The sequence below is a fragment of the Spirochaetota bacterium genome (assembly GCA_004297825.1).
Taxonomy (GTDB): Bacteria; Spirochaetota; UBA4802; order UBA4802; family UBA5368; genus FW300-bin19.
In genome coordinates this window covers 127809-152881 of the sequence record SCSX01000069.1, presented here as the reverse complement: position 1 = coordinate 152881, position 25073 = coordinate 127809, and the positions used below count along the sequence as shown (strand labels likewise).

Genomic DNA, 25073 nt, shown 5'->3' with positions numbered 1-25073 from the left:
CCTATCTCTGGGATGTGGATGGGAACCGCTACATCGACTTCCTGCAGGCGGGCGGCCCCACGCTTCTGGGCTCCAACTACGGGCCGGTCCAGGAGAAGGTTATCGGGGTCATTCGCGAGTCCGGTCCCGTCACGGGGCTTTTTCACGAGTACGAGCTCAAGCTCGCCGAGCTCATCACGAAGCTCATCCCTTCGGTCGAGCTGTTCAGGAGCCTGGCCAGCGGCACCGAGTCCTGCATGGCCGCGATCCGCGCCGCGCGCTGTTTCACCGGTAAGAACTACATCATCAAGGTGGGGGGCGCCTACCACGGATGGAGCGACCAGATGGTGCTCGGCATGCGCATTCCCGGATTGGGCACGCTCGAGGCGCACGGCATCCCCAAGGGGAGTTTCGAGTTCGTCCAGGAGGTCTACCCCAACGACCTCGAAGCGCTCAGGAAGCTCTTCGAGGAGAACGAAAAGAACGGCGGGACGGCCGCGGTGATCGTTGAGCCCTTGGGCCCGGAAAGCGGCACCAGGCCCGTGCTCTTCGACTTCAACAAGAACGTGCGCGCCCTGTGCGACGAGTTCTCGTCCCTCCTTATATTCGACGAGGTGGTCACGGCGTTTCGCGTGGGACCGGGCGGGGCGCAGGGGTATTTCGACGTGAAGCCAGACCTCACGGTGTTCGGGAAATGCGTCGCGGGCGGCTACCCGGCCGCGGGCGGCGTGGGCGGCAGGACCGAGGTGATGAGCGTGTTTGCCGCGGGCCTCCAGGGACTCGGGAAGCGCGCCATGGTGGGCGGGACCCTGTCCGCAAACCCCCTGAGCTGTGCGGCGGGATATTTCGCGATCCAGGCGATCGTGGAGAACGAGGCGCACGTGAAGGCAGGCCGCGCGGGCGACCGGCTCACTAAAGGCTTGCAGGAAATCATCAAGAAGCATGACCTTCCGTTCGTCGCCTTCAACCACGGATCGATCTGCCACCTGGAGACCGCCGCTGCGATGCTCATGGAGATCACCAATCCCAAGATATTCGAAGAGGTCACGAAGCGCAAGCACATCATGGAGGAGACGGGCGCCGTCCTCATGGCCGAGGGGCTCATAAGTCTCGCCGGGAGCCGTCTCTACACCAGCATGGCCGATACCGACGAGGTCATAGACGACGCGATCGCGCGCTTCGACAGGGTGTTGGGTCTGTTTGAGCGGGTGTAACCCCCCTCGGTCCCCCCTTGAAAAAAGGGGGGAGGAGAGCTCCGTCGAACCACACTGTCATGGTGAGCCCCTCGACGGGCTCGGGGTAAACTCCGTCGAACCATGCTGTCGGCGATAGGCCGCCCCTATGCCACCGGATGGGGAGCGGTATCGTTCGGGTGCAGTGCATCAGTAAATTTTATACTGATGCACTTTCAAATCCGGACCCGGTGGATGTTTCGCGTTGGTTTTGTAGGATCTGGTCGGTTCTGGTTGCGCTGTTCCCCATTCGCACAATTCCTCATTCCCCGTGATCGTCCCCGATTGCCGGTGCGTTCCGTTTAAAACTTGCCGAATCTCCCGCACATGCGTATACTGATTAATCATGTACACGAAGATATGCCCGGCTTTGATATCGGAAATTAATGTACTTGAAATACATTATTGGAGGGGAGCGTATGAAAATCAGCGCGCGCAACGTGCTTAAAGGAAAGATCAAAAAGATAAACACCGGGGCGGTGAACTCGGAGGTGACCATCGAGCTCGCGGGCGGACAGGAGCTCATATCGGTCATCACCAACGCCTCCGTGGCGAACCTGGGCCTCAAGGAGGGCTCCTCCGTCTATGGGGTCGTCAAGGCCTCGAACGTCATGATTGCTGTTGACTAGGTGACGCATTCGTGCCATCATGGGCCGTACAGGAGAAGGCCCATGCCCGGCATGATGATGAACACCAAAGAGGTCGCGGAATACCTGGGCGTGCACGAGAAACAGGTCTACGCCCTCATACGCGACCGCGACCTTCCCGCGACCAGGATCACGGGCAAGTGGATTTTCCCCAAGGACCTCATCGACCGATGGATCGCCGTCCATGCGAAAGCGGGGGAGGAGGGGGGCGCGAAGAAGCATCGGGGGGCCGATACCAGCCTCCTGGCGGCGGGAAGCAATGATCCCGTTCTCGAGATCCTCCTCAACACGGTGAAGGAAGCGTCCCCCGGGATGCTCATCTTCAGCTCCAGCACCGGGAGCACCCAGGGCCTGCGCCTCCTTGGCGCTGGTGAGACCGATATCGCCTGGTGCCACTTGCTCGATCCCGCGACGGGAACCTATAACATACCCTACCTCTCGTCGCACCTGGGCGATAAGAAGTTCGCCGTGGTGCACCTCTTCTTCAGGGAGCTGGGATTCATTTCCGCCAAGGACGCCCCCCGGCGCATCGAACGGTTCGAGGACCTCACCGGGGAGGGCATGCGCTTCATCAATCGGCAGGAGGGATCGGGCACGCGGGTGTTTCTCGATTACAATCTGAACCAGCGCGGGATCGATCCCGGCCGCATCGACGGCTACGGGCGCGTGGTGTATACGCACCTGGAGGCGGGACTCGCGCTCCTGTCGGGCGAGGCGAACGTGTGCCTGGCGACGGTCGCGGTATCGCGCCTCCTGGGGCTCCCCTTCGTGCCCCTCGTGAAGGAAAGCTTCGACATGGTCCTCGCGCAGGAGACCTTCTTCGCGCGCGGGGTGCAGGCGTTCATAGAGACCCTCAACACCGAAACATTCAGAAAGCGCGTCGCGCCGCTGGGGGATTACGATTTTTCGAACTCGGGCAGGATCGTGCATACGACGTCGTAGCTTGGGAAATGCAACCGCGAATATACGCGAATTTTATAAAAAACCATTGGCGTTCATTCGCGTGCATTCGCGGTTTCAACGCCTTTTCTAAAGCGTTCTTTTGTTCCTGATTGTTACTGCCTCAGCGCGGGACCCACGTAGATGAGTCCCAGGAACTTTTCTTTTTCCTTTTCCGCATCGGCGAGAACGGCGGCCAGGGTGCTTTTCAGGAGCTTCCCGTCCCTGGCGTAGCCTGCCTTGTAGGCGATGATCACCGGCGTGTCGGCGGCGTAATACTTCTGGAATATCGGAACGATCGTCTTGAGCTCGTGAAGCCCCACGAACACCGCGATCGTGTCGCCGTTCTTTCCCGCGGCGCGCACCAGGTCCTCGTTGCGCCGTATCCCGTCCGGCACCGTGAGCACGACCGCGCCGTTCACCGCCGCGTTCACGCCTATCATCGCGTTCGCGGCGTTGAACGCGCTCACGCCGGGAATCACCTTCACCCGCGCGCGCGGGACCTGCTCGTACAGCCAGTAGGTCCAGGAACCGTAAATGGTCGGATCGCCGTATTCCAGGAACGCGACGGTCATGTCCTTCGCGAGCGCGTCTTTAAGGCTTTTTATCTGCTCCTTCCGGGCCTCCTCCACGCGCGCCTTTATCTCCGCATCGGCAAGGCCGGGGTTTTTCTTCTTTTGATAATTGGCGAGCGACAGGAGCGGGTCGTAGAGCACCGGTTTCGATCCCATGTACTGCGCGAACCGGTCGGCGATATCCTGCGTGCAGACGAAGGTATCGGCCTTCGCCATGCAGGTGACCGCCTCGTGCGTGAGCAGGGAAACGTCGCCGCAGCCCACGCCCACGATATAGAGCATGGGCGCCTTCGCGGGTTCGATCATTTCGATTTTATCGACGGCCTTCACCCAGCGATCCGCCGATACGTCATCCGCGAAGACGAGGCTGAATTTCCCGGGGACGAGCGTATCGGACCCCGGCGCCGAATCGGCGAGTACAATTCCGGAACCCATGCGGTCGAGAAAGAGCTCCCCGGCCGAAAAGACCGAGCGGTATCCCCCCGGCGACGAGACCACGAAGAGCGCACCCGGCGCATAGGCGACGCCCTGCGCCGCGAGTACCTCCGCCAGGGGAACGCCGATAAACGATTTGGCGCCGTGGAACCCCTTGCCGTCCCCCACCTGCAGGACGCGTGTTTCCCGATGCGGGAACTTCGCGAGATCCTTTACCTCGCCGATACGCGTTCCGTTCCGGACAAGCGCGATGGAGGGTGACTGTTCGTCTTTCAGGCGGACGTACGGCATGGAGGGGGCGCATTCGAACACCGCGATGGAAACCACGCCCTCGATGGAGCGCCCGGTACGGCTGTCGCCGGCAAGGACCAGCCGCGGCAGCGCAATCGTACGCGAGAGCGGGGCACGCCATTTCTCGAACTCGCCTTTCTTGTGGCAGGACGAGCAATCTTTTTGAGGCATCACCGGCTCCGCCCGGTACGCGATGATCGCGTTCGAGGGCTGGCGGTACATGATCTCTCCCCAGGATAAAAGCGCCCGCGATCCGTTCGCCCCGCGCACCTCGACGGCGAGGTCGATGAGCTTGTGGAAGGGGGCGTCCTCCTTTGCGGCCGCGGCGAGTTCCAGCAGGTGTTTCAGGGGCACCCCCCGGTACATGAACACCCCCTGGAAATTGCCTTCCCCGTCAATCTCGCACACGCGCACCTCCTCGCCGCCAAAGCGCGCGAGGTCGCGCATCGACAGGCTCTGGGGCCGTCGGACTTCGCCCGAAATATCCACGCGGGGCATATCTGCATCTTGAGCGCTTGCTCCGGTCGTGCCAATAAAAAGAATGACGGAGAAGGCGATTGCGCCCATAAGTTTTTTCATCATCGTGGCCTCGCGGTTAAAAGATGCATTTACAACCGCAAAATGCGATGTGACGATCGTGATGTCAACAAATTAGTATTAATTGGTAATATAAAGTAAATATTTACCCAAACAATGTAACAAAATCATACTAAATATTACAATAATCGGTTGACACTGAATCGCCTCATTCCGCACTGTTATAGGCGCCTCGACCCGTATATCCTGTGATCGCGTGATGAAGGATGCATGGGCGACAGGGCCGCCCCGGAAACAGGGCTGCCTCCCGGTTGTGGAACGAGGGTGTACGCGGTGTTTCTATCCATGTAGTACTTTCTGGATTCAGTCCGCTTTCCTTCCACGGTCATTTTCACAGGGCATACATAAAATCAGCAGGAAGAGAGGATTTCAGGCATGAGAAAACTGTTCATACTCGCGTGCGTGTGCGCGCTCCTCTTTTCGTTCAGCGCGGTACAGGCACAGGATCCCGCCGTAAAGGACGAAAAAGCGGAAAAAAAGGAAGATGTAAAGAAAGACGATAAAAAGGCCGTCGAGGAGAAGCCGGTTGTAAAGGCCCAAGAAAAGGCGGCCGATACCGCGGATAAACCCAAGGTGAGGACCTTCCAGGGCGGCGAAATCGTGGTCAAGGAAAAGGCGATCGCCAATATCGAAAAGGCGTCCACCACGACCGAGGTCACGGACGTCGACATTCGGGCTCGCAGCGAGAAGACCCTGGACCAGACGCTTGAGATGGTGCCGGGCATCAAGGTTGAAACCAGCCACAAGGGTGGAAAACGATTTTACATGCGTGGCTTCGACCTTGACAAAGTCGCCATTCTTGTCGACGGCGTGCTTGTGAACGACGTGTACGAAGCGAACGTGGATATCTCACAGATACCCGTGATGAACGCCTCTAAGGTCATCGTGAACCGCGGCGTATCTTCTGCCCTATACGGTACTAACGGCGCGATCGGTTCGATCAATGTGGTAACCAAGAAGCCGGAGGCGTTTTTCGCGGAGACGAATCTTGAATACGGGGATTATAATAACGTCACAATAAACGCGGCGCACGGAATGCCGATAGGCGATTTCTACTATTGGATCACCGCAACTGCGTCACACTCCGACGGCTATTCAATTTCCAGCAAACTGGATAAGGACGAGCGGACTAAATGGTTTAACAGGCTTGTGCGTTACGACCTGTACGGAAATACGCTTGCGGGCATCACGCTTCAGTCGCTCGATAACTATCTGAACGATACCGGTAAATGGAACCATACCGACTACACAAAATATAATTTAGCCGGAAAAATGGGATACTCGTTCAGCGAGAAGACTGAGGTCGGACTATCGTCCGCATATACCCGTACTGAGGCGCATGCGAGTACTTTCCAGGCGAACTACTTTCCAAAGTATACCGATGCGACCGATACATGGGCTAATCCCAGCGGAACAAGCCTTACTACGGATGGGAAGAGCGCTGGTTTTACCAACCGTGCATTTTACTGGCCTTTGAAATATGATTTGAGCGTAGCGCCTTATGCGAAAACGGAATTTGGCGACCTTACCCTGCGGGCGAACGCGTTCTATGTTCGCCAGAGAACGAACCTTATAGGGTGGGCTGACCAGGACCACAGCATCGCCATGTTTCCCGCGGCAGTGGTTACTGATAATAATCCGAAAGACAATTATACAAGCATATGGACTGAGCAATCCGTAGGCATGAACATTTACCCGAGCTATAAGCTCGCCAAGTGGAACAAGCTCAATTTTGCAGCGCTGTTCCGCAGGGATAGCCACACGGCGGAAGAGCAGGCGCTTTCTTCAACACAATCCCCCGATATTTACGCAGCCCATGGCAATGACACTTACAAGACAACGTATGTCGTGGCGGATTACCTGACGTTAGCGATTGAGGATGAGATTAAACTGGGTAATGCGCAGCTTACCGCCGGAATTTCTTATGATGCTCAGAATTTCGTCGAAAACAAATACCTGAATACTACTGTTGCAACGGGAGGGTCAGATCACGCATGGGTTGATAAATACATGGCGAAAGATGATTCAATGATCTGGGGAACGCGTGATTCCATAAATCCGGTATTGGGATTTGTGTATTCCATCCTTCCCGAAACACTTAAAGCTCGTGCCGCATTTTCTTCAAAAACAAAATTTCCGCCCCTCTCCGCCTACGCGAGACTGGCGACCGAAACGGATGATCTCAGGATCAAGCCTGAGCGGTCGTATAACGGCAATGCTGGTCTGGAATATAGCATTGACCTGAAGAAAACAGAACTTACCGTATCAGCCGACTATTTTTATTCCAGGTTTGTAGATAAAATCGAACGAATCTATATCGAAACTGCCGGAATCACGACGTATACCAATATCGATGGCGCCATCTCACAGGGTGTCGAGCTCCTTCTGACGCATAAAGCGGAAAAGCTTACGAGTCATTTCAGTTCCAGCATTTCGATCGGTTATACGTATACCCATGCGGAACGGCTTGATAACACAGAGGATGTTTCGATTAATAAAGGTAAGAAGTTCGAATTTACTCCGATACACGTGTTCCTTTTCGATATAAGATTAACCAGTATCGCGGGAACATCATTTAACATATTTGGCCAATACACAAGGAATCAGGTCATGTATGCCCTCAAAGAAGCGCCTGTTGCCGGTGTCGGTCCCTATTCAACGAAGTACTTCCAGGCCGTGGAGCTTCACAATCCCCTCATGGTCAACGTGAAGATCAGCCAGAAGATACTTGAAAAGTACGAGGTCTACATACTCTGCCGTAACGTTCTCGACGATTACAACGCCGATCCGTTTAACCCCGGACCGGGCCGGATGTTCTATATTGGCGGCGGCGCCAAATTTTAGTCTCCATGCATATCCTATTTGAGGCAGGCGGTCCAATGGACCGCTTGCCTCTTCCTTTTTTGCTTCCGGAACACACAATGCAATTAATAGACCATTCAATGAGGCGGCCATGAAGAAACAGTATATCTATGCGGCATGCGCGGTCGCGGTCCTCGTACTCGCGTACGCGGGCTACAAGGCGTTCTATCCAAAAAACTATTTGTCGGTGATGGCGGTAACCGGGGCGACACCCCTTGCCCTTACCGAGGATATGAAGGGCGGGCTAAATCTCGAGATAAGCGGCGCCACTAAACGTGTTTACAAGTTCGACGGCGATTCGCTGGCAGCGTTCGCGCCCACCTACGTCCGCACGCGCGAAGTCGCGCCGGACGGCAGTTTCCAGGGGACCTATCGCTATCACGGCATCTCCGTCCTGCACATCCTGGAGGGTATCGCGCCCAAGAAGCCTGAAGGCGCGGCATTCGACAAGCCCCTTGACATGATCGTGGCCTTTGTGAACGGGCAGGGAAAGGAGATCATCTTCAGTTACTGCGAGCTCACCATGGTAACCGACGCCGATGCGCCCGTCCTGGCGTTCAGCCGGAAAGAGCTTCTGCCCAACGACGCGAAAACGGCGGCGATCTACGACAAGAACATCCACAAGGGGAAATTGAACGGCCTGCGGCTTATCTGTCCCGCGGAACCCGACACGGTGCGCTACCTGGACGACGTCAGGAAGATCGAGATACGGGAGAGCGCGGTCCCGAACAAGAACCTCCCCGTGACGAAGAAGGGCGAGAAATGCGTATCGACGGGAATCACCTGTGTGCGGGGGGCGAAAACGGCGCCCGTAACATACCAGGGCGTAAGCGAGGCCGCGGTGAGCGGCTGGGTGCGCACGGGACACGGCAAGGGATTCAAGGGCGTGTCGAAGGCGAACGGGTATAACCTGCTCTCGCTTCTCCAGGCGAATTTTCCCGGCTGTGGTTCCGAACAGTACTACCTGTTCGTCGCCTGTGACGGCTATCGGGTGCTCTTTTCCGGGAGGGAGCTTTTCCTGACCGACGCCGGCAAGAAGGCGATGCTGCTGAAGACCGTGGATGGTACGGCCCTTCCCGACGGACCCATGCTGGGTCCGGTTGCCGACTATTTTGTCGATCGGGACGTTTGGGGACTTTCACATATCGTCGTGCTGGAGAAGCCCTGATGAATACCCTCTATTTGCTCTATGCCGCAGGCGCGCTTTACCTGGCGAGCTTTATCGCGGGAATGTTCAGGATGCGTATCGCGGGGATCGCGCTCCTGGGAGCAGGGGCGGCGGCACACCTGTCGTATCAGGTGAGCCGCGCCTGGCTGACCGGGTTCTTCCTGCCTAACGCGATGTTCGACGGGGTGTTCCTGCTGCCGCTTGCAATCGCGGTCGCGCTGCTGGCGATACGCCTGTTCTCGGAAGAAGACGAAAATTGGGAGCGCGCGACCGCAATCGTGTGCATGTTCATGGTGTTTGCATTCATCTATCCGAAGGGTATCATCCCCCCGACGCCCAACAAGCTCACCGTGTGGGCCCAGGCCTTCTTCCTGACCGAGAGCGCGGGCCACGCGTGTTTCTACCTGGGGGCGTGGGGCGCGATGTACAACCTCATCCGGAAAAAAGACTACGGCCTGTTTCACACGCTCATAGTCTGGGGTTTTGTGCTGTTCAGCATATCCCAGGTAACGGGCGCTATCTGGGCGTACCTGGGCTGGGGTTCTACGTTCCGCTGGGGAGCGCGCCATCTGCAGACGGCGGTGATCTGGCTCTATTACGTCAATTACCTTCACCTCCGCTTCCTTCCCTCATGGAGCGCCGCGCGCAGATACATCTACGCGGCCCTCGGGGCGATCGTTACGATTGCGTGCTCCTTCGGCTCGTACCTGGGCGAGATGAGCTTTCCCAGGGTAGGAGGCTGACATGATACGCAAGGCATGGACTTTCATGGGAAGCACTGGGCTCACATTCTGGCTCATATGCGCGATAGGGGTGACCATGTATATCGGATCCCTTATCGCCTCCGCGAATTTTACATTTTTCGAAGAAGCGAACACGCTGCGCATCCAGGACTGGTTTTTCAGCCGGGGTGTCGGCGAGCCGGGAAAGACCTGGTGGCTTCCGCTTCTTTTCCTCCTTTTCGCGGGACTGGGCGCGAACACGATCGCATGCGCGATGCAGCGTGTTTCATTCCTCTGGAGCCGGCGCGCGAATTTCGCCGCGAAGCAGTTTCTCATTCTCATGACGCCCTCGATGGTGCATATTGTGTTCCTGGTGATGCTTTCCGGGCATTTCCTCACGTTCACGCTCTACGAATACAGGAGAATCCCCATCCAGGAGAGCACCCGCGTGGATTTGCTGGACGGCAGGACCGCGGCGATCAAAACGATCGAACGGGAGCGCTTCCCGAACGGATCGCTCCTGCATGATCGGGTCCGGCAGGTCGAGGTTGAACTGGAGATAGGCGAGGGGCCCCTGGCGCGATCGACGCGCCTTGGATTTCTTTCTCCGGTATACGACGGCGACGTATGGCTGCAGCTTGACCTGGAAAGGAAAAAAATGAAAGAAGCGAGGATCGATCCGACCGACGAGAGCTGCAATAAAGAACGCAATTTTCATATGGACCACGTGCGTACACCGGGGATGGCGCAGGTCTATCTTGTCCAGACGCGTGACCCGGGATTTCTCGTGCTGCTGCCCTGTTTCGGGCTCGTGATACTCATGATGGCTCTGTATTTCGCCGCGGGAAGCACGCGCCGCGCCGAAAAGATTTAAAGGAACATTGCCCTGGTCGGGGATCATCTTCTTCCCCGACCAGCATTCATGTATGCGCAGGCTTGCCTCCGGCGTGATTGCCCCATATTTTTAGCTTGAGTGTATCGGCGTGTGGTGGTATGAATACCCCCGCGCCACGCTTAATTTGTTTTTCTAATTCCCCTCACCCAAAGGAGGCCATACATGTTCCAGTTCGTACCCACCGTCCTCATCCTTTTCGTGCTTCTCATTCTCTCCTCGATCAAGGTCATCAAGGAATACGAGCGCGCGGTCGTTTTCCGGTTGGGGCGCCTGCTTCCCCGGCCCAAGGGTCCCGGGATAATCATCATCATCCCCGTCATCGACCGGTGGGTGAAGGTGAGCCTCCGGCTCGTCGCTTTGGAGATTCCGCCCCAGGACGTCATCACACGCGATAACGTCTCCGTAAAGGTGAGCGCCGTGTTGTACTTCCGCGTGATCGAGCCGAACAAGGCTGTCACCGACGTCGAGGATTTCCTCTACGCGACCTCGCAACTCGCACAGACGACGCTCCGGAGCGTCCTGGGACAGTCCGAGCTCGACCACCTGCTCAGTGACCGGGAGCGCATCAACACCGAGCTCCAGACCGTGCTCGACCAGCATACGGACCCCTGGGGCATCAAGGTCTCCTCGGTCGAGGTGAAGCATGTGGACCTTCCCCAGGAAATGCAGCGCGCCATGGCAAAGCAGGCCGAGGCCGAGCGCGAGCGCCGCGCGAAGATCATCAACTCGGAGGGCGAGTTCCAGGCGGCGGCGAAGCTCATCGAGGCGGCCACACTCATGGAAAATCACCCGATAGCGCTCCAGCTCAGGTACCTTCAGACCCTGCGCGAGGTCGCGACCGAGAACAACTCGACCACGCTCTTCCCGATCCCGATCGACATTCTCACGCCGTTCATGAAGAAATAGGGCCCGTGGAAGGCGCGGATCCGAATCCGCGCCTTCCACAGCATCGCATCAATCACATTTATGAAAAAGAAAATTGCGATGATGGTCGCCGCTCTTGCACTGGGAGCGTCATTTCTGTTTCCATTCAAAGGAAATGGCGCCGGCCCGGAGGTGAGCACCGACTTGCTCAAGGCGCACGTCGCCGCGCTCACGCGTATCAGCCCCCCGAGAAATTCCGTGAACATTGCCTCCCTCGACAAGGCCGCTGAATACATAAAAGCGGCGTTCCTCAAGACCGGCGCAGAGTCTTATTTTCAGCATTATTCGAACGAACATGGGGATTTCAAGAACGTCGTCCTCAGGATTAATCCGAACATGACGGACGTGGTCGTGGTGGGTGCGCACTATGACGTGTTCGGGGATTTTCCCGGCGCCGACGACAACGCGAGCGGCGTCGCTGGGCTGCTGGAGCTTGCGCGGCTGCTCACCGCGACCTGGACATCGAAGGAGGTGAGCCTCGAACTGGTCGCGTATGGCAGCGAGGAGCCGCCTTTTTTTGGAACGCGCGAAATGGGGAGCGCGGGCCATGCCCGTTACATGGCGAAGCAGTTCAGAAGGGTGAGGGCCATGATCGCGCTCGAGATGATCGGCTTTTTCAGCGACGCGCGCCGTTCGCAGAGATACCCGCAGCGCGGCATGGAGCAGGCGTATCCCGATACCGGAAATTTCATCGCGATCGTAGGAAGGACGGAGGAGACGTCCCTGCTGGCGCGCGTGAAGAAGGCGATGACCGGCGTCTCGGCGCTTCCGGTCCAGTCGATCGCGGCGCCGGCCTCGGTGACCGGCGTGAATTTCTCGGACCACAGGAACTACTGGGAGGTGGGATTCCCGGCCATCATGGTGACCGATACCGCGTTCTACCGCAATCCCAGCTATCATACCGCAGGGGATACCATTGATACCCTGGATTTCGCACGCATGGCCGAAGTCGTGAAGGGCGTGCATGCGGCGGTCATGGACCTGGCGCGCGAATGAGCGCCACGGAAAGGGCGGTCAGGTGATCAGTTTCTTCAGCCTGTTCAGCTCGTTGATGGCATCGAGCGGGGTGATCGAATCCAGGTCGATCGCCTGGATGGCCCGAATGACAAGGTGGTTCGCGGCGTTGAACATCTCGAGCTGTTCCGAGGCGTCGTCCTGTTCGTCGGCGCCCTTCGCCCTTCCGGATTTTTCGAGGCGCTCCAGTATCTTCGCAGCGCGCGCGGTGATCTCGCGGGGGATTCCCGCGAGCCTTGCCACGTGTATACCGTAGGACTTGTCCGCCGTGCCCGGTCCCACTTTATGCAGAAACTCGACGGCGCCCAGGTGCTCGCGTACCAGCACGTTGTAATTCGCGACGCCCGGCTTCTCGCCCAGCTTCGTGAGCTCGTGGTAGTGCGTGGCGAAGAGCGTCTTCGCCTTGATGTACCTTAAAATGTACTCAAGCACCGCCCACGCGATCGAGAGTCCGTCAAAGGTGCTGGTGCCCCGGCCCACCTCGTCCATGATGATGAGGCTGCGCGGCGTCGCGTTGTTCAGGATCACGGCGGTCTCGTTCATTTCCACGAGGAAGGTGGACTCGCCGCGCGAGATATTGTCCGATGAGCCTATGCGCGTGAAGATGCGGTCCACGGGCGTGAGATCGGCGGAGGCGGCGGGGACGAAGGAGCCTATCTGCGCCATGAGCTGGATCACCGCGGCCATGCGGATGTAGGTGGACTTCCCGGACATGTTGGGCCCGGTGAGGAGAAGGATGTGGCTTCCGTGCGCGTTGAGCGCAAGGTCGTTCGGGATAAAGACCTCCTGGGTATAATAGCGCTCGACCACGGGATGGCGTCCCTCGCGTATGTCGGTGATGCCGTCTTCGTTGAAGCGCGGGCGCGTGAACCGGTGCTCGATCGCGCTCGCGGCAAGCGACGCGAACAGGTCGATCTCGGCGACGGCGGAGGCGGCGGCCTGGAGCGCGCTGCGCGCCGATACAATCTCCTCCGTGAGGACGCGGATTTCCCCCTCCTCGAGCTCCTTGATTTTCTCGGACGAAGAGAGTATATCTTCCTCGAACTTTTGAAGCGTTTCGGTGGTGTAGCGCTCGGCGCCCACGAGGGTCTGCTTGCGAAGGTACTCGGACGGGACCTTCACGGCCTGACCCTTGCTCACCTCGATGTAGTAGCCCAGCACCCTGTTGTACTTCACCCTGAGCGTGGGGATGCCAAGCTCCCGCTTCTGTTCCTCCTGGTACTCGATAACCCAGGTCCGCGCGTCCTTCTTGAGCTCGTACAGGCGGTCGAGCTCGGGACTGTAACCCTTGCGCACAACGCGCCCGTGCTCGGGGGACAGCGCCGGCTCGTCCTCGATCGTCGCCTCGATCCGCGCGGCGAGTTCGCCCAGGGGGGGAATGCCCGCGGCCAGGGCGGCGACGAGCTCGTGCGGCTGCGGCGAGAGCACGTCCCGCACGGCGTCCGCGGAGCGCGCGGAGCGCGCGATCGCCAGGAGGTCGCGCGGGTTCACGCGTCCTGCCGCGATGCGGGTCAGGACGCGCTCGATGTCCATGACGCCCGAAAGCGCCGCGCGCACGTCATCGAGAAGCCCGTGGTATTCGAAAAAGTACTGCACGATGTCCAGGCGGCGCTCGATGTCCGCGGTGAGGAGCAGGGGCTGCAGGAGCGCGCGCTCCAGGGCGCGCCTGCCCATGGGGGTACGGGCGCGGTTCAGGAGCGCGAACAGGGTGCGGTGCTTCGTCCCGTCCTGCGCGTTCACGATGAGCTCCAGGTGCGCGATGGTCGCCTCGTCGAGTATCATCCGGTCGGAGGACACGATGCGCTGGGGAAGCTTCAGGTGGTCGAAGGCGCGCCGGTGGGTGTCTTTTAAGTATTCCAGGATCGAACCGGCTGCCAGTATCTCGGCGCCCCCCGTTATTCCCAGCCCCTTGACGGAGGCAAGCGCGTAGGCCTGCGTGATGGTGCCGGTCATGTAGTCGATATCGTACAACCAGTCGTTGATGCGGTTGACGGGGATGTTGCGCGCCCTGACGTGCGCCGCGAAGGGCTCGTCCTCCTCCGCGCCGCGCCCGTGCAGGATCGCCTCGCGCGGGGCGAAGCGCGCGATCTCGCCGCGGTACAGGTCGAGCGAGCGCGGGATGGCGGACAGGAAGAAATCGCCGGTGGAGACGTCCACGAATGCGAGGCCGATCTCTTTTTCCAGGAGCACGATGGACGCGAGGAAATTGTTGTCGTCGCCCGCCAGGAGGTTCTGCTCGATCACGGTGCCGGGGGTGATGACGCGCACCACGTCGCGCCTGACTACCGTCCCGCTCGAGGGCGTCGCCTCCATCTGCTCGCAGATCGCCACGCGGTGCCCCGCCTTGATGAGACGCGCGATATAGCTTTCGGACGCGTGGTAGGGGATGCCGCACATGGGGATGTCGTTCTGCCGCGAGGTGAGGACGATGTCTAGCGCCTTCGAGGCGACGCGCGCGTCCTCGAAAAACATCTCGTAGAAATCACCCAGCCTGAAAAAAAGGATTTCGTTCGGGTGCTTCTTCTTTATGTCGAGGTATTGCCGCATGAGCGGCGTGAGCGTGGGGTCGTTCCGTTTATTCTCCATAGATATACTGCCTGCTGCCGCGCTTTTTTATCCTCACCACGCCGCCGTTCAGGGCGTACTCCTCCGCGAGGCGCGTCTTCACGCCGATTGCCGTGTCGGCGTCGGGGACGCGGCCCACGTAGATCATGTAGCGGCCCCCCAGGTTCACCGTATTCACCGGCGCGAATTCCTTCTTCACGAGTGCGGCGATCTCCTTCGCGTCCTTCGCGTCGTAGAAGGGTCCCAGCGAGACCGCGTATGTTTCGGCGCCCGTGTCGGGTTCCCTGTACTCCGTTTCGGGGCTTATGTCAAGGATATCGGCGGACTTCATCCGGGTCTCGTCGGGAAGGTAGTCGACGCGCCGCGGATTGTGCGACGCCAGCGCCTCGACCCGTTCCCGCGCGTAATCCGCCTCCGGGGAGGAGGGGTAGCGCTTCACGACGTCCGCCATCGCGGAGTGCGCGCGGTCCCAGTCTTCGCGCTTCTCGTAATAGCGCCCCAGCAGGTACAGCCCCGAGGCCGCTGCCGCCGAATCGCCGAACCCGACCACGAGCTCTTTCAGGATACCCAGGTACGCACGCGAGAGCCCGCTCGTATGCCGCTCAACGTGCGACGAGAGGAGCAGCGCCTCGGCAAGCCCCTCGTAATCGTGGTGGTCGGCGGTGATCGCGGCGATCGCGGCGCGCGCCTCGTCGTAGCGCTCGCGGTGGATGAGCCCGCGCGCGAGCAGGAGCTTTATCCGCAGCGCCCTCTCGTCGGCGGGCGCCCCGGCGAGGCCCGCGCGCGCCTCCGCGACGAGTTCGTCCCACTTTCCCGCGAGGTAGAGGATCTCGCAGGCTTTCAGTGCCGCCGTTACGCGCACTCCATAGGAAGGGTAGGAGTCCCGTATCTTCCGGTAGCGGCCGAGAGCGTCGTCCGGCCAAGGGGCGAGCTCCGCCGCGAGCATGCGCGCCTCGGGCGCGAACTCGCTCCTGGGATAACTTTTTACAAAGGCCGCCACGGCGTCGTCAAGTCCGGAGGCGTTTCCCTCGCGATGGAGGGCGATTATCTTTTTCCACGCGCCGGCCTCGTCCGCCCGCAGCGCGCAGGGGAGGGCGCAGAGCAGCGCGCACGCGAGCGCGATCGTGCCCGCCCTATGCAACGCGCTCACCATAGAGCGTGGAGCCCCTGAGCCCGCGCACGACGACGTCCAGCACCCGTCCGATGTCGTCCTTCGCGCCGGGGAGCACCATCGGATGATTCAGGAAGGTGCGTCCCATGACCTCGTCCGCGGATTTTTTGCTGATGGATTCGACGATCACGCGCTCGGTCCTTCCTTCGCGCGCCGCGAGCCTGGAGCGCGATATCTCCCTCTGGGCGTCGATAATGCTTCTCAGCCGCTCGAGCTTTTCGGCCCGGGTGAGGGACTCGGGCAGGGAGAACGCGGCGGTCCCCTCACGGGGCGAGTAGGCGTACATGAACGCCTCGTCGAAGCGGATGCGTTCCATGGCGGAAAGCGTCCCCTGGAAATCGTCCGCAGTCTCGCCGGGGAAACCCGCAATGAGGTCGGTGGAGAGCGCGTAGTCCGGGAGGACCGACGCGATCGAATCCACGACGCGCAGGTAATGCCCCATGTCGTACCCCCTGTTCATGAGGGCGAGCACCCGGTCGGATCCGCTCTGGAGCGGAAGATGGATCGCGCGCGATATGTTTCCGTGTGCCGCGATTACGCGCGCGATATCAGGGGTGAAGTCTTTCGGGTGCGAAGTCAAAAAATTGACCCGCGCGATTCCAGGAACCGCCGCGGCGCGCGAGAGGAGCTCGTGGAAGGGGACGTCCCCGCTGTCCTGCCCGTACTGGTTCACGTTCTGGCCCAGGAGCGTGATCTCGATGACGCCGTTCCCCGCGGCGCGCTCGATCGAACGGATGATCTCGCCGGACTCGAAGGAGACGAGCGGTCCGCGCACGTAAGGCACGATGCAGTACGCGCAGAAGTTTTCGCAGCCGTGCGTGATGGTCACCCACTTGTGCCAGGGAAGGATGTCGCGCGTAACGCATTCGGTATCCACGCGGCTCGCAAGCAGGGAGCGCTCCTGGGTGAGGTGGAGCGCCCGCCCCCGGTCGATCAGGAATTCGCTGATAATCTTCCCGGCATCGAGGGACCGGTAGGGCCCCATGGCGAGGTCGGCAGCCCCCTGCGCGATCATCTCTTCGCCGATCCTCTGCGCCATGCATCCGGCGACGGCGACCACGCGCCCGCGTCCCGCGTGCGCCTTCGCCTCGCGGATGCGCGCGAGGGCCCGGTCCTCGGCATGGCTGCGGACGGAGCAGGTGTTGAATATGACGACCCCGGCCTCGTCCTCGGAGGGAGCGGGAAGGAAGCCCTCGCGCTCCAGGGACGCGGCCATGAACTCCGAATCGCCCTTGTTCATCTGGCAGCCAAAGGTCTCGATGAAGTAGGTGCGCGGTGTCAACCCAGTATCCCCGATTTCCCGAGCGCCTCAATCTCCGCGTCGGAGTATCCCGCGCCGCGCAGTATCTCGGCGTTGTGGTGGCCCATGGGCGCACCGGCGAACGATGCCGTCCCGGTCCCCGAGGAAAACTTGAGGGGATTGCCGAACTGTCGCACCGGCGTTCCCTCCACCGTGGGCACCTCCACCGTCATCTCCCGCTCGCAGAAGGGGGGATTATCGGCGGCCTCCGTGAGGGTGCGCACCGGCTCGACACAGGCCTCGATTCCGGCGAAAAGCTTTTCCCAGTGCGCGAGCGGCATGGAGGCGATCACGCGGGCGACCGCGCGTTTCTGCGCCGCGAGCGCATCCGCGCTCATGGACGAGAATTCCACCTCGGGAACGCCCAGGGCCGCCAGGAAGTTCGCGCGGAACCTGGGTTCGAGCATCCCCGCGGAGAGGTAGCGCTCGTCGGCGGTGCGGTAGAAATCGTAGAGGGAGCCGCCGTTCAGGGGCTCGGACTCGGGACGCGGCGCGCAGCCGTCCACGAGCGCGCCCGCCTGGAGTGCGGCCAGCGCGAAGCTTCCGTCCGCGATGGAAATGTCGACATGCTCTCCCTCGCCCGTGTTCATGCGGCGTATAACGGACGCGAGGAGCCCGATCGCGAGGTTCTTTGAGCCCGCGCATATATCGGCGACCTGGAGAGAGCCCGGAACGGGACCCGCGCCCGCGCGTCCCGCGTAGGACTCGCTTCCGGAAAGCGCGAGGTAGTTGATGTCGTGGCCCGGCCGGTCGCGGTAGCTCCCCGTCTGCCCGTATCCGGTGACCGAGCAGTAGATGAGGCGCGGCTGGATCGCCCTGAGCGCCTCGTACCCGAGGCCGAATCGGTCCATAACGCCGGGGCGGAACTGCTCGACCACGATATCGTACTCGCGGAGGAGGCGCAGCACCACGTCGCGTGCCCCGGGCTTTTTCAGATCGAGCGAGAGGGAGCGCTTCCCGCGGTTGAGGTAGAGGTACGCCGCGGACACCCCGTCCACGGGACAGTCCAGGAGCCGCGTCATGTCGGGATTGGCCGGGTTCTCGATCTTGATGATATCGGCCCCCATGTCCGCGAGCATGAGGGTGCCGTACGGGCCCGGGAGCAGGTAGGAGAAATCGAGAATCTTGAGTCCGCTCAGGTGTGCGTTCATGGATGCCCCTTCGATCATCAGGGGCGGACAGGCCCCCGGATTCTCCATACTACAAAGGCTGCCGGGTTTGAAAAGTAAAATTTGTAGCGGGGAAAGATGCCGTGGAAGGCGCGGATTCGAATCCGCGCCTTCCACGGCATCTCGTCAATCCCCCGTCATCTCATCCATCTCCCTTGAAAGGCGCGCGCGGATGAACGCTCGCACCGGGTAATTTTCTTGAAAATAGCTTGACAACCCACCCCATTTAGTTTAGTACCAAACCAATAATGAAGGTGAAACCGACCAACTTTCTCTATACCCTGAGCCGCATTCGCCAGAAGGCCTACGCCTTTCTGGAGGAAGAAATGGCGCACGAGGGCCTTGAAGGGGTGGCCCCCTCCTACGGAGACGTGCTCTACATCGTCGAGCGCAAGGGGCCCATGCCCATGAAGGAAATCTCGCGCTATACCTACAAGGACAAGTCCACGATCACCGGGATCGTGCAGCGCCTCACGGAGCACGGCTATTTCACGCGCGTGCAGGACCCGTCCGACGGCAGGGTCTCGCTCATCGCGGTCACGGACAAGATGAAGGCCGCCAGGCCCGCGGTCGGGAGGGTCTCGGGAAACCTCCATAAGAAGCTCTATGCCGCGCTCTCGGACGGCGAGCGGGAAACGCTTTTCGCGCTCCTGGAAAAGATGAACGACAGCCTGTAAGGCTATGAAGGGAAGGAAATCATGCTGGAAACAAGCACCTACGAAGACGTCATCCAGGTCCGCATGGGGCGCGAGGTGGAGGGAAAGGTCCTTTACTGGGTTTCCGCGTACCTGGTGGACGGGCTCCTCATCGACACCGGCTGTGAATGGACGAAAGGCGAATTCATGGAATTCATCCGGAACGAGCGCGTGGAAACGATCGTGAACACCCACTTTCACGAGGATCATATCGGCGCGAACGCGCTCGTCGCACAGCATTTCGGGGTGCCGATATACGCGCACCGCGAATCGATTCCCTTCATAAAGGGGGGCCAGGAGCTCCGTCCCTACCAGGAATTCGTATGGGGGGTCCCGGAGCTATCGGACCCGGCCGAACTTCCCGCGGAGCTGCGCACGCCCGCGCATACCTTCGAGGTTATCGACACCCCCGGCCACAGCCTGGGGCACGTCGCGCTCGTCGATCGCGCGCGGGGCTGGTGTTTTTCCGGCGATATTTTCGCGCGCGAGAAACCCAAGTTCATCCGCCCCGAGGAGGACATGCGCGCGACGGTCGATTCGATGAGAAAAATTTTATCGGCGCTCCCGGACGGGCTTGTCCTCTTCACCTCCGTGGGCAAGATCGTCACGGACGGGCGCCGTGCGCTCGGGGAGTGTATCGGCTACCTGGAGGAGTACTCGGGAAAGGCGAAGCATCTTCAAGACGGGGGGGCCGATATTCCCTCCATAATGAATACGCTTTTCGGCGGGGAGCACCCCTTCGCGGAGCTCACCGGCGGACATTACCGGACGGAGAACCTGGTACGCTCGCTGCTCGAGATGTGAATCGCGCAAGACCGTTGTGCGGAATAAGTGCACGCGGATGAAATAAACGCTGACATTGGAGGCCGCATGGACAGATATGAAGCGCTTCAACAGATAATCGACACGCATCCCTCGACCGCGCCGCGGACCGACACCTTCATCGAGATCCTGAAAATCCTTTTCACGCCCGAGGAGGCGGACGTTGCGCTCGTCATGAGCTTCAAGCCGCTCGCGCTCGCGAAGATCGCGCAGGCGGCCTCGCTTGACGAAAAGACCGCCGGGGAGCGCCTGGAAAAGATGGCAAACAAGGCGATCATCTTCTCGAAGGAAAAGGACGGCGCGAAAAGCTACGGCCTGGTCCCCACCATCCCGGGCCTCTTCGAGTTCCCATTCATGAAGGGCGGGGGGACGCCCATGCACGACACGCTGGGAAAGCTCTGGTCGAAATACCATCACGAGGCCCTGGGCGCTTCCTTCGCGGGAAACCCGACGCCGCTCATGCGCGTGGTGGCCGTGGAAAAATCGCTCGCGCCCCAGTCCAGGGTACACCCCTATGAAGAGGTCGCAAAGCTTATCGACAATTCCGACTACGTCGCTCTCACAAAGTGCGCGTGCAGGGTCAGCGTGGGGAAGTGCGACAAGCCCAAGGACGTGTGCATCATCTTCGACTCCGCGGCGAAGTTCCTGGTCGAGCGCGGCTACGCGCGGCAGGCGAGCAAGGACGAGGCGAAGGACGCCCTGAAGCGCAGTGACGAGGCGGGGCTCGTCCACACGAGCAACAACAGCAAGGACCGAGCCAGCGTCATCTGCAACTGCTGTCCGTGCTGCTGCACCATCCTACGGGGACGCACCGAGCTTAATCACCCGCATGCGTTCGAACCCAGCCGCTTCGAGGCGCGCGTGGACGGTGCGGCATGCACCGGCTGTGAAATATGTGTAACGGAGCGCTGCCCCGTCAAGGCGATCGAGATGAAGGACGGCATCGCCGTGGTGAGCGCGGACACGTGTATCGGCTGCGGGCTGTGCGCGACCGGGTGCCCGGCGGAGGCGATCTCGATGGCGGAGCGCGCGCGCGTGCCGGAGGTCCCCGCGAGCATCCAGGAGATGGGCATCAAGGCCGCCCAGGAGAAGGGCAGGCTCGACGGCTTCGTGAAGATCATGGCGCGGTGAGCACGGTGAAGCCGAAAAACGAAGCCTTCCGGGCGGTCATCGAGCGCGGGTTCGCGACCGCGAACTTCGTCATGGATGTGGGCATAGTTCTGAAAGGCTGCGGGCCCGGCTGGTGCGAGACGACCCTCGCGCTCCAGCCGCGCCACCTGCAACAGGACGCCGTCGTGCACGCGGGGGTGCTGGGCACCATGGCCGACCATACCGCGGGCGGGGCGGGCATGACCCTCATGGGAGCCCAGGAGTACGTCCTCACGGTCGAATACAAGATCAACCTTCTCCGGCCCGCCACGGGAAGCGCGCTCTTCTGCCGCGCGGAGGTGCTTAAACCGGGAAGCGCCGTTACCGTGTGCGAGAGCATGGTCTACGCGGGAAGCGATGCCGGGGGAAAGCTCGTCGCCAAGGCGACCGTCACGCTCGCGGTGATGAAGAAGACTGGTTAATGGAAACCCTATTGCGCGGGCGCCCTTCATGGGAGATGATAAGATGAAGGGGGATTGAAGAGCTGACGGTCTAGATGAAGGCGCGGATTCGAATCCGCGCCTTCATCTAGACTGTGCCTTCCCCGTCAATCAAGCCCGGCCTTCCGGAACACGAAATCGATATTTTTCAGGTACGCGCTCATGTCGAAGAGCGCGTCCATCTCCGCGCCCGGAATCTTCCCGGCGATTGCGGGCTCCTTACGCGCGAGTTCCATAAGGGTACCCTCGCGCTTCCACACGCGCATCGCGATTCCCTGCACCAGGGCGTACGCATCCTCGCGGGAAAGCCCCTTCTCGACCAGCGCGAGGAGCAGCGCCTGCGAGAAGTAGAGCCCGCCCGTGCGCCCGATATTCTCGATCATGGAGTCCTCGTAGACGTGGAGGTTTTCTATGATGAAGATCATGCGGTGCAGGATGTAATCCAGGGCGATTATGGAATCCGGCAGGATCACGCGCTCCGCCGACGAGTGCGATATGTCCCGCTCGTGCCACAGGGTCATGTTGTCCAGCGCGACGTTCATGTTCGCCTTGATCACACGCGAGAGCCCGCTCACGCGCTCGGCGAGTATCGGGTTGCGCTTGTGCGGCATGGCGGACGATCCCTTCTGCCCTTTCTGGAACGGCTCCTCGACCTCGCGCACCTCGGTGCGCTGGAGGTGGCGAATCTCGGTGGCGAGCTGGTCGAGCGTCCCCGCGGTGATGGCGAGCGCCGCCATGAACTCGGCGTGCCGGTCGCGCTGGATCACCTGCGTCGAGATGGGATCGGCCTTGAGTCCCAGCTTCGCGCACACGACCGCCTCGAGGGCGGGGTCGATATTGCTGAACGTCCCCACGGCGCCGGAGAGTTTTCCAAACGATATGTTTTCGATCGCGCGCTCCAGGCGCTCCCGGTCGCGCTCGAATTCCTTAAAGTAGAGCGCCATCTTCATGCCGAAGGTGGTGGGCTCGGCGTGCACCCCGTGCGAGCGTCCCATGCAGGGCGTATGCTTGTAGGCGAGGGCCTTCGCCTTGAGCGCGGCCATGAGCGCGTTTACCCCCCGCAGGAGTATCGTCCCGGACTGGCGCATCTGGATGGAAAGTGCGGTGTCGACGATATCGCTCGACGTGAGGCCGTAGTGCACATAACGGCTCGCCGGGCCGATATTCTCGCCCACCGCGGTCAGGAACGCGATCACGTCATGATGGACCTGGTCCTCGATCTCCAGGATGCGCTCGACCCTGAACGCCGCCTTTTCCTTGATGACGGCGAGGTCCTCGCGGGGGATAAGCCCCTTCTCCGCGTGCGCCTCGCAGGCCGCGATCTCGATATCGAGCCAGATCCTGAACTTGTTCTCGAGCGTCCAAATGTCGGAAATCTCTTTCCGCGAATACCGGTCTATCATCCCGCACCGCCTGATTTTAAGAATACGATCAGGATCGCCGATCGCCGTGCCCGAAATCAAGCATATTTTACGCGGGGGGCGCGGCCGCGGATGCTAAAATAGGTGTGCGGCAGCCCCGCTTTTAGGTATATTCGAGAATACGGCACAGGGGGCCGATACACTATGAACGATACAAGACTCATCTACGGTCAACCACGCGACACGGGCTCGTTTCCCGACGCCGCCGGTCCGTCCGGAGAGGCGCTCCGCGGCGGCAGTGACGCCGACCTGCTCGACGCGTATTCCCGCACCGTCATCTCGGTAGTCGACGCGGTCTCGCCCGCCGTGGTGAGCATCGCCGTGAGCGCGACCCCGCGCGGCGCCGATGCGCCCCCGGACGGCACCGGTTCGGGCTTCCTCTTCGCGCCGGACGGCTACCTGCTTACGAACAGCCACGTGGTGCAGGGCGCGCATGCGCTCTATGTGCGCTTCATGGACGGGAGCGTCTTCGAGGCCGAGCTCACCGGCGTCGACACCGCCACCGACCTCGCGGTGCTTCACGTGCCCGCCTCCGGGCTGCCGTACGCGGAGATCGGGGACTCGCGCGCGCTCAGGGCCGGACAGCTTATCGTGGCGATAGGCAATCCCCTGGGCTTCGATTCCACGGTCTCGGCCGGGGTCGTGAGCGCGCTCGGGAGGGCGCTCCGGAGCCAGGACGGCCGTCTCATCGAGAATATCATCCAGCATACGGCGCCCCTGAACCCGGGCAATTCCGGGGGCCCCCTGGTGAACTCGCGCGCGCAGGTGATGGGGATCAACACGGCGATCATCATGAGCGCACAGGGGATAGGCTTCGCCGTTCCCTCGAGCACGGCGAGCTACGTTGTGTCGCAGCTCCTCGCGCACGGAAAGGTGAAGCGGGGCTACCTGGGAATCTCGGGGGCCGCACGCCCGCTTGATCGCCGTCTTGTCCTGCATTACAAGCTGGAAACCGCGCGCGCGGTCGAGGTCGTTACGGTCGATCCGGGCGGTCCCGCCTCCAGGGCGGGGGTCGTGCGCGGCGACATCATCGTCGGCATGGGCGGACGGGGAATCGAAAGCGTCGACGACATGCATCGTTTCCTTACGGAATGGCCGGTGCAAGCCCCCGCCGACCTCGCGCTGCTGCGCGGGAAGGACCTGGTGCATCTGACAATAATCCCCTCGGAACGCTGACCGGGTCGAGGCTTCCGCTGTCATCGACGAGTGCAGCGAGGAGAAATCCTTGCCTCGTGGCGCGCCTTGAGATTTCTCCCTGCGGCCGAAATGACAGGAATAGCGCGTCTCACCTCCGGGAAGAGCTATGCCCGTTCGCGGCCGGAGAACAGCATGGCCTTGGATTTCAGCTCCGTGTGGAAATAGTTTTCGATAAACAGCGCGAGAAAGAATAATAAATCCGCGATCTCATCCTCGGGCGGTGCGTCCTCGGGCATTTCACCGAACCGTGTCGAGGGCGCGCGCATAAGGTATTCCTTCAGGGGGGCCGATAAAAGCCTCCTGCCGGCGCCGCGCCCCCGTGCGCAGGAATCGCACATGGGCAGGAAGCGCGTGAAATCGAGCACGAAGCGCGTGTAGTCCGTCCTGCCGCAATTGCCGCACCGCGCGAAATCGGGAAGGATGCCGTGCAGCCTCATGAGATGCAGCGTGAAAAACGCCGAGAGGCTTACGGTCCTGGCGGTCGTCGAAAGCGTATCCAGGGCCGCGGCGAGAAGGTTGTAGAGCGGGAGGGCGGGATCGCCGGTTCCCGTGGTCCTGTCGATGAGTTCGAGCATGTAGTAGAGATGGAAGATCTTCTTTAAATCCGCGTGAACCGACTCCCGCCGGGAGGTTACCCTGAGCTCGTTCACCACCTGCAGCTCGCGGTTTTCGTGATAATAGTAGACCAGATCGAGCACGGTGCCCGGCTCCGCCGCGCTCAAGGGGCGCGAGCGGCTCTTCTTGAGCCCCTTGAACAGGAATAATCGCTTGCCGTACTCGCGGGTGAACACGCGCGCGGACACGTCGGCCTCACCGGAGCGCCGGGAATACAGCACGATGCCGGTCGCTTTCTGTATCTCCATG

At 60.8% G+C, this 25073-nt stretch carries 21 protein-coding genes and 1 riboswitch; of the genes, 14 read left to right on the top strand and 7 right to left on the bottom strand.

Going from position 1 to position 25073, the window contains the following annotated elements:
• From EPN93_15350 to EPN93_15340, 3 genes are all read left to right on the top strand, one after another.
• Window positions 1-1193: aminotransferase class III-fold pyridoxal phosphate-dependent enzyme (locus tag EPN93_15350; protein ID TAL33038.1), on the top strand; the 1193-nt coding region annotated here is incomplete at its 5' end.
• A 437-nt stretch (window positions 1194-1630) separates the two neighbouring features.
• Complete coding sequence (locus EPN93_15345) at window positions 1631-1840, top strand: transporter (GenBank protein ID TAL33037.1); 210 nt, start codon at window positions 1631-1633, stop codon at window positions 1838-1840.
• Between the two features lie 42 nt (window positions 1841-1882).
• On the top strand, window positions 1883-2800 hold the full coding sequence (locus EPN93_15340) for a helix-turn-helix domain-containing protein (GenBank protein TAL33036.1): 918 nt from the start codon (window positions 1883-1885) through the stop codon (window positions 2798-2800).
• Between the two features lie 113 nt (window positions 2801-2913).
• Here the strand turns inward: EPN93_15340 and EPN93_15335 are convergent, their stop codons facing one another.
• Entirely contained in the window at window positions 2914-4680 is a 1767-nt protein-coding gene (locus EPN93_15335) for a hypothetical protein (GenBank protein ID TAL33035.1), read from the bottom strand.
• 173 nt (window positions 4681-4853) lie between these two features.
• Window positions 4854-4976: riboswitch (molybdenum cofactor riboswitch) on the top strand.
• Between the two features lie 94 nt (window positions 4977-5070).
• On the opposite strand from EPN93_15335, the gene EPN93_15330 reads away from it, so the two are divergent.
• The 6 genes from EPN93_15330 (at window position 5071) to EPN93_15305 (ending at window position 12262) form a co-directional block, all read left to right on the top strand.
• The gene (locus tag EPN93_15330; protein ID TAL33034.1) at window positions 5071-7539 is read left to right on the top strand and encodes a hypothetical protein; all 2469 of its coding nucleotides are present in this window, start codon (window positions 5071-5073) and stop codon (window positions 7537-7539) included.
• A 109-nt stretch (window positions 7540-7648) separates the two neighbouring features.
• Window positions 7649-8725, top strand: coding sequence for a hypothetical protein (locus tag EPN93_15325; protein ID TAL33033.1), 1077 nt, complete (start codon window positions 7649-7651; stop codon window positions 8723-8725).
• Window positions 8725-9468, top strand: coding sequence for a hypothetical protein (locus EPN93_15320; protein TAL33032.1), 744 nt, complete (start codon window positions 8725-8727; stop codon window positions 9466-9468). Before EPN93_15325 ends, EPN93_15320 begins: the two co-directional genes overlap by 1 nt.
• A 1-nt stretch (window position 9469) precedes the next feature.
• Window positions 9470-10321 (top strand): hypothetical protein, encoded by an 852-nt coding sequence (locus EPN93_15315; GenBank protein TAL33031.1) that lies wholly within the window; start codon window positions 9470-9472, stop codon window positions 10319-10321.
• A 183-nt stretch (window positions 10322-10504) separates the two neighbouring features.
• A complete protein-coding gene (locus EPN93_15310; protein ID TAL33030.1) occupies window positions 10505-11248 on the top strand; it encodes a slipin family protein in 744 nt (247 codons plus the stop codon).
• A gap of 60 nt (window positions 11249-11308) precedes the next feature.
• Window positions 11309-12262 (top strand): M28 family peptidase, encoded by a 954-nt coding sequence (locus EPN93_15305; GenBank protein TAL33029.1) that lies wholly within the window; start codon window positions 11309-11311, stop codon window positions 12260-12262.
• An 18-nt stretch (window positions 12263-12280) separates the two neighbouring features.
• Here the strand turns inward: EPN93_15305 and mutS are convergent, their stop codons facing one another.
• The 4 genes from mutS to EPN93_15285 are packed head-to-tail and all read right to left on the bottom strand — an operon-like array spanning window position 12281 to window position 18467.
• Window positions 12281-14866, bottom strand: a complete 2586-nt coding sequence (gene mutS, locus EPN93_15300; GenBank protein TAL33028.1) for a DNA mismatch repair protein MutS — start codon at window positions 14864-14866, stop codon at window positions 12281-12283.
• A complete protein-coding gene (locus EPN93_15295) occupies window positions 14856-15998 on the bottom strand; it encodes a hypothetical protein (GenBank protein ID TAL33027.1) in 1143 nt (380 codons plus the stop codon). Before EPN93_15295 ends, mutS begins: the two co-directional genes overlap by 11 nt.
• A complete protein-coding gene (miaB, locus tag EPN93_15290; GenBank protein ID TAL33026.1) occupies window positions 15979-17298 on the bottom strand; it encodes a tRNA (N6-isopentenyl adenosine(37)-C2)-methylthiotransferase MiaB in 1320 nt (439 codons plus the stop codon). The genes EPN93_15295 and miaB overlap by 20 nt, the downstream gene beginning before the upstream one ends.
• Window positions 17295-18467 (bottom strand): CoA transferase, encoded by a 1173-nt coding sequence (locus tag EPN93_15285; GenBank protein ID TAL33043.1) that lies wholly within the window; start codon window positions 18465-18467, stop codon window positions 17295-17297. The genes miaB and EPN93_15285 overlap by 4 nt, the downstream gene beginning before the upstream one ends.
• A gap of 266 nt (window positions 18468-18733) precedes the next feature.
• Here EPN93_15285 and EPN93_15280 point away from each other — a divergent pair, with 266 nt between their 5' ends.
• From EPN93_15280 to EPN93_15265, 4 genes are all read left to right on the top strand, one after another.
• Window positions 18734-19162, top strand: coding sequence for a MarR family transcriptional regulator (locus EPN93_15280; GenBank protein TAL33025.1), 429 nt, complete (start codon window positions 18734-18736; stop codon window positions 19160-19162).
• Between the two features lie 21 nt (window positions 19163-19183).
• Window positions 19184-19984 (top strand): MBL fold metallo-hydrolase, encoded by an 801-nt coding sequence (locus EPN93_15275; protein TAL33024.1) that lies wholly within the window; start codon window positions 19184-19186, stop codon window positions 19982-19984.
• Between the two features lie 66 nt (window positions 19985-20050).
• On the top strand, window positions 20051-21133 hold the full coding sequence (locus EPN93_15270; protein ID TAL33023.1) for a hypothetical protein: 1083 nt from the start codon (window positions 20051-20053) through the stop codon (window positions 21131-21133).
• A 71-nt stretch (window positions 21134-21204) separates the two neighbouring features.
• Window positions 21205-21573, top strand: a complete 369-nt coding sequence (locus EPN93_15265) for a PaaI family thioesterase (GenBank protein ID TAL33042.1) — start codon at window positions 21205-21207, stop codon at window positions 21571-21573.
• Between the two features lie 125 nt (window positions 21574-21698).
• Here EPN93_15265 and EPN93_15260 read toward each other — a convergent pair whose 3' ends face one another.
• Complete coding sequence (locus EPN93_15260; protein ID TAL33022.1) at window positions 21699-22994, bottom strand: adenylosuccinate lyase; 1296 nt, start codon at window positions 22992-22994, stop codon at window positions 21699-21701.
• Between the two features lie 162 nt (window positions 22995-23156).
• Here EPN93_15260 and EPN93_15255 point away from each other — a divergent pair, with 162 nt between their 5' ends.
• Window positions 23157-24188, top strand: a complete 1032-nt coding sequence (locus EPN93_15255) for a trypsin-like serine protease (protein ID TAL33021.1) — start codon at window positions 23157-23159, stop codon at window positions 24186-24188.
• Window positions 24189-24313: 125 nt separating this feature from the next.
• Here the strand turns inward: EPN93_15255 and recO are convergent, their stop codons facing one another.
• Entirely contained in the window at window positions 24314-25072 is a 759-nt protein-coding gene (recO, locus tag EPN93_15250) for a DNA repair protein RecO (protein TAL33020.1), read from the bottom strand.
• Window position 25073: the final 1 nt, after the last annotated feature.

Excerpts from the sequence above, each read along its gene's own strand:
- EPN93_15345 (TAL33037.1), top strand. The coding sequence starts at position 1,631 with ATGAAAATCAGCGCGCGCAACGTGCTTAAAGGAAAGATCAAAAAGATA.
- mutS (TAL33028.1), bottom strand. The coding sequence starts at position 14,866 with ATGGAGAATAAACGGAACGACCCCACGCTCACGCCGCTCATGCGGCAA.
- EPN93_15310 (TAL33030.1), top strand. The coding sequence starts at position 10,505 with ATGTTCCAGTTCGTACCCACCGTCCTCATCCTTTTCGTGCTTCTCATT.
- EPN93_15315 (TAL33031.1), top strand. The coding sequence starts at position 9,470 with ATGATACGCAAGGCATGGACTTTCATGGGAAGCACTGGGCTCACATTC.
- EPN93_15270 (TAL33023.1), top strand. The coding sequence starts at position 20,051 with ATGGACAGATATGAAGCGCTTCAACAGATAATCGACACGCATCCCTCG.
- EPN93_15330 (TAL33034.1), top strand. The coding sequence starts at position 5,071 with ATGAGAAAACTGTTCATACTCGCGTGCGTGTGCGCGCTCCTCTTTTCG.
- EPN93_15335 (TAL33035.1), bottom strand. The coding sequence starts at position 4,680 with ATGATGAAAAAACTTATGGGCGCAATCGCCTTCTCCGTCATTCTTTTT.
- EPN93_15340 (TAL33036.1), top strand. The coding sequence starts at position 1,883 with ATGCCCGGCATGATGATGAACACCAAAGAGGTCGCGGAATACCTGGGC.
- EPN93_15305 (TAL33029.1), top strand. The coding sequence starts at position 11,309 with ATGAAAAAGAAAATTGCGATGATGGTCGCCGCTCTTGCACTGGGAGCG.
- EPN93_15320 (TAL33032.1), top strand. The coding sequence starts at position 8,725 with ATGAATACCCTCTATTTGCTCTATGCCGCAGGCGCGCTTTACCTGGCG.
- EPN93_15325 (TAL33033.1), top strand. The coding sequence starts at position 7,649 with ATGAAGAAACAGTATATCTATGCGGCATGCGCGGTCGCGGTCCTCGTA.
- EPN93_15260 (TAL33022.1), bottom strand. The coding sequence starts at position 22,994 with ATGATAGACCGGTATTCGCGGAAAGAGATTTCCGACATTTGGACGCTC.
- EPN93_15295 (TAL33027.1), bottom strand. The coding sequence starts at position 15,998 with ATGGTGAGCGCGTTGCATAGGGCGGGCACGATCGCGCTCGCGTGCGCG.
- EPN93_15255 (TAL33021.1), top strand. The coding sequence starts at position 23,157 with ATGAACGATACAAGACTCATCTACGGTCAACCACGCGACACGGGCTCG.
- recO (TAL33020.1), bottom strand. The coding sequence starts at position 25,072 with ATGGAGATACAGAAAGCGACCGGCATCGTGCTGTATTCCCGGCGCTCC.
- EPN93_15280 (TAL33025.1), top strand. The coding sequence starts at position 18,734 with ATGAAGGTGAAACCGACCAACTTTCTCTATACCCTGAGCCGCATTCGC.
- EPN93_15265 (TAL33042.1), top strand. The coding sequence starts at position 21,205 with ATGGATGTGGGCATAGTTCTGAAAGGCTGCGGGCCCGGCTGGTGCGAG.
- EPN93_15285 (TAL33043.1), bottom strand. The coding sequence starts at position 18,467 with ATGAACGCACACCTGAGCGGACTCAAGATTCTCGATTTCTCCTACCTG.
- EPN93_15275 (TAL33024.1), top strand. The coding sequence starts at position 19,184 with ATGCTGGAAACAAGCACCTACGAAGACGTCATCCAGGTCCGCATGGGG.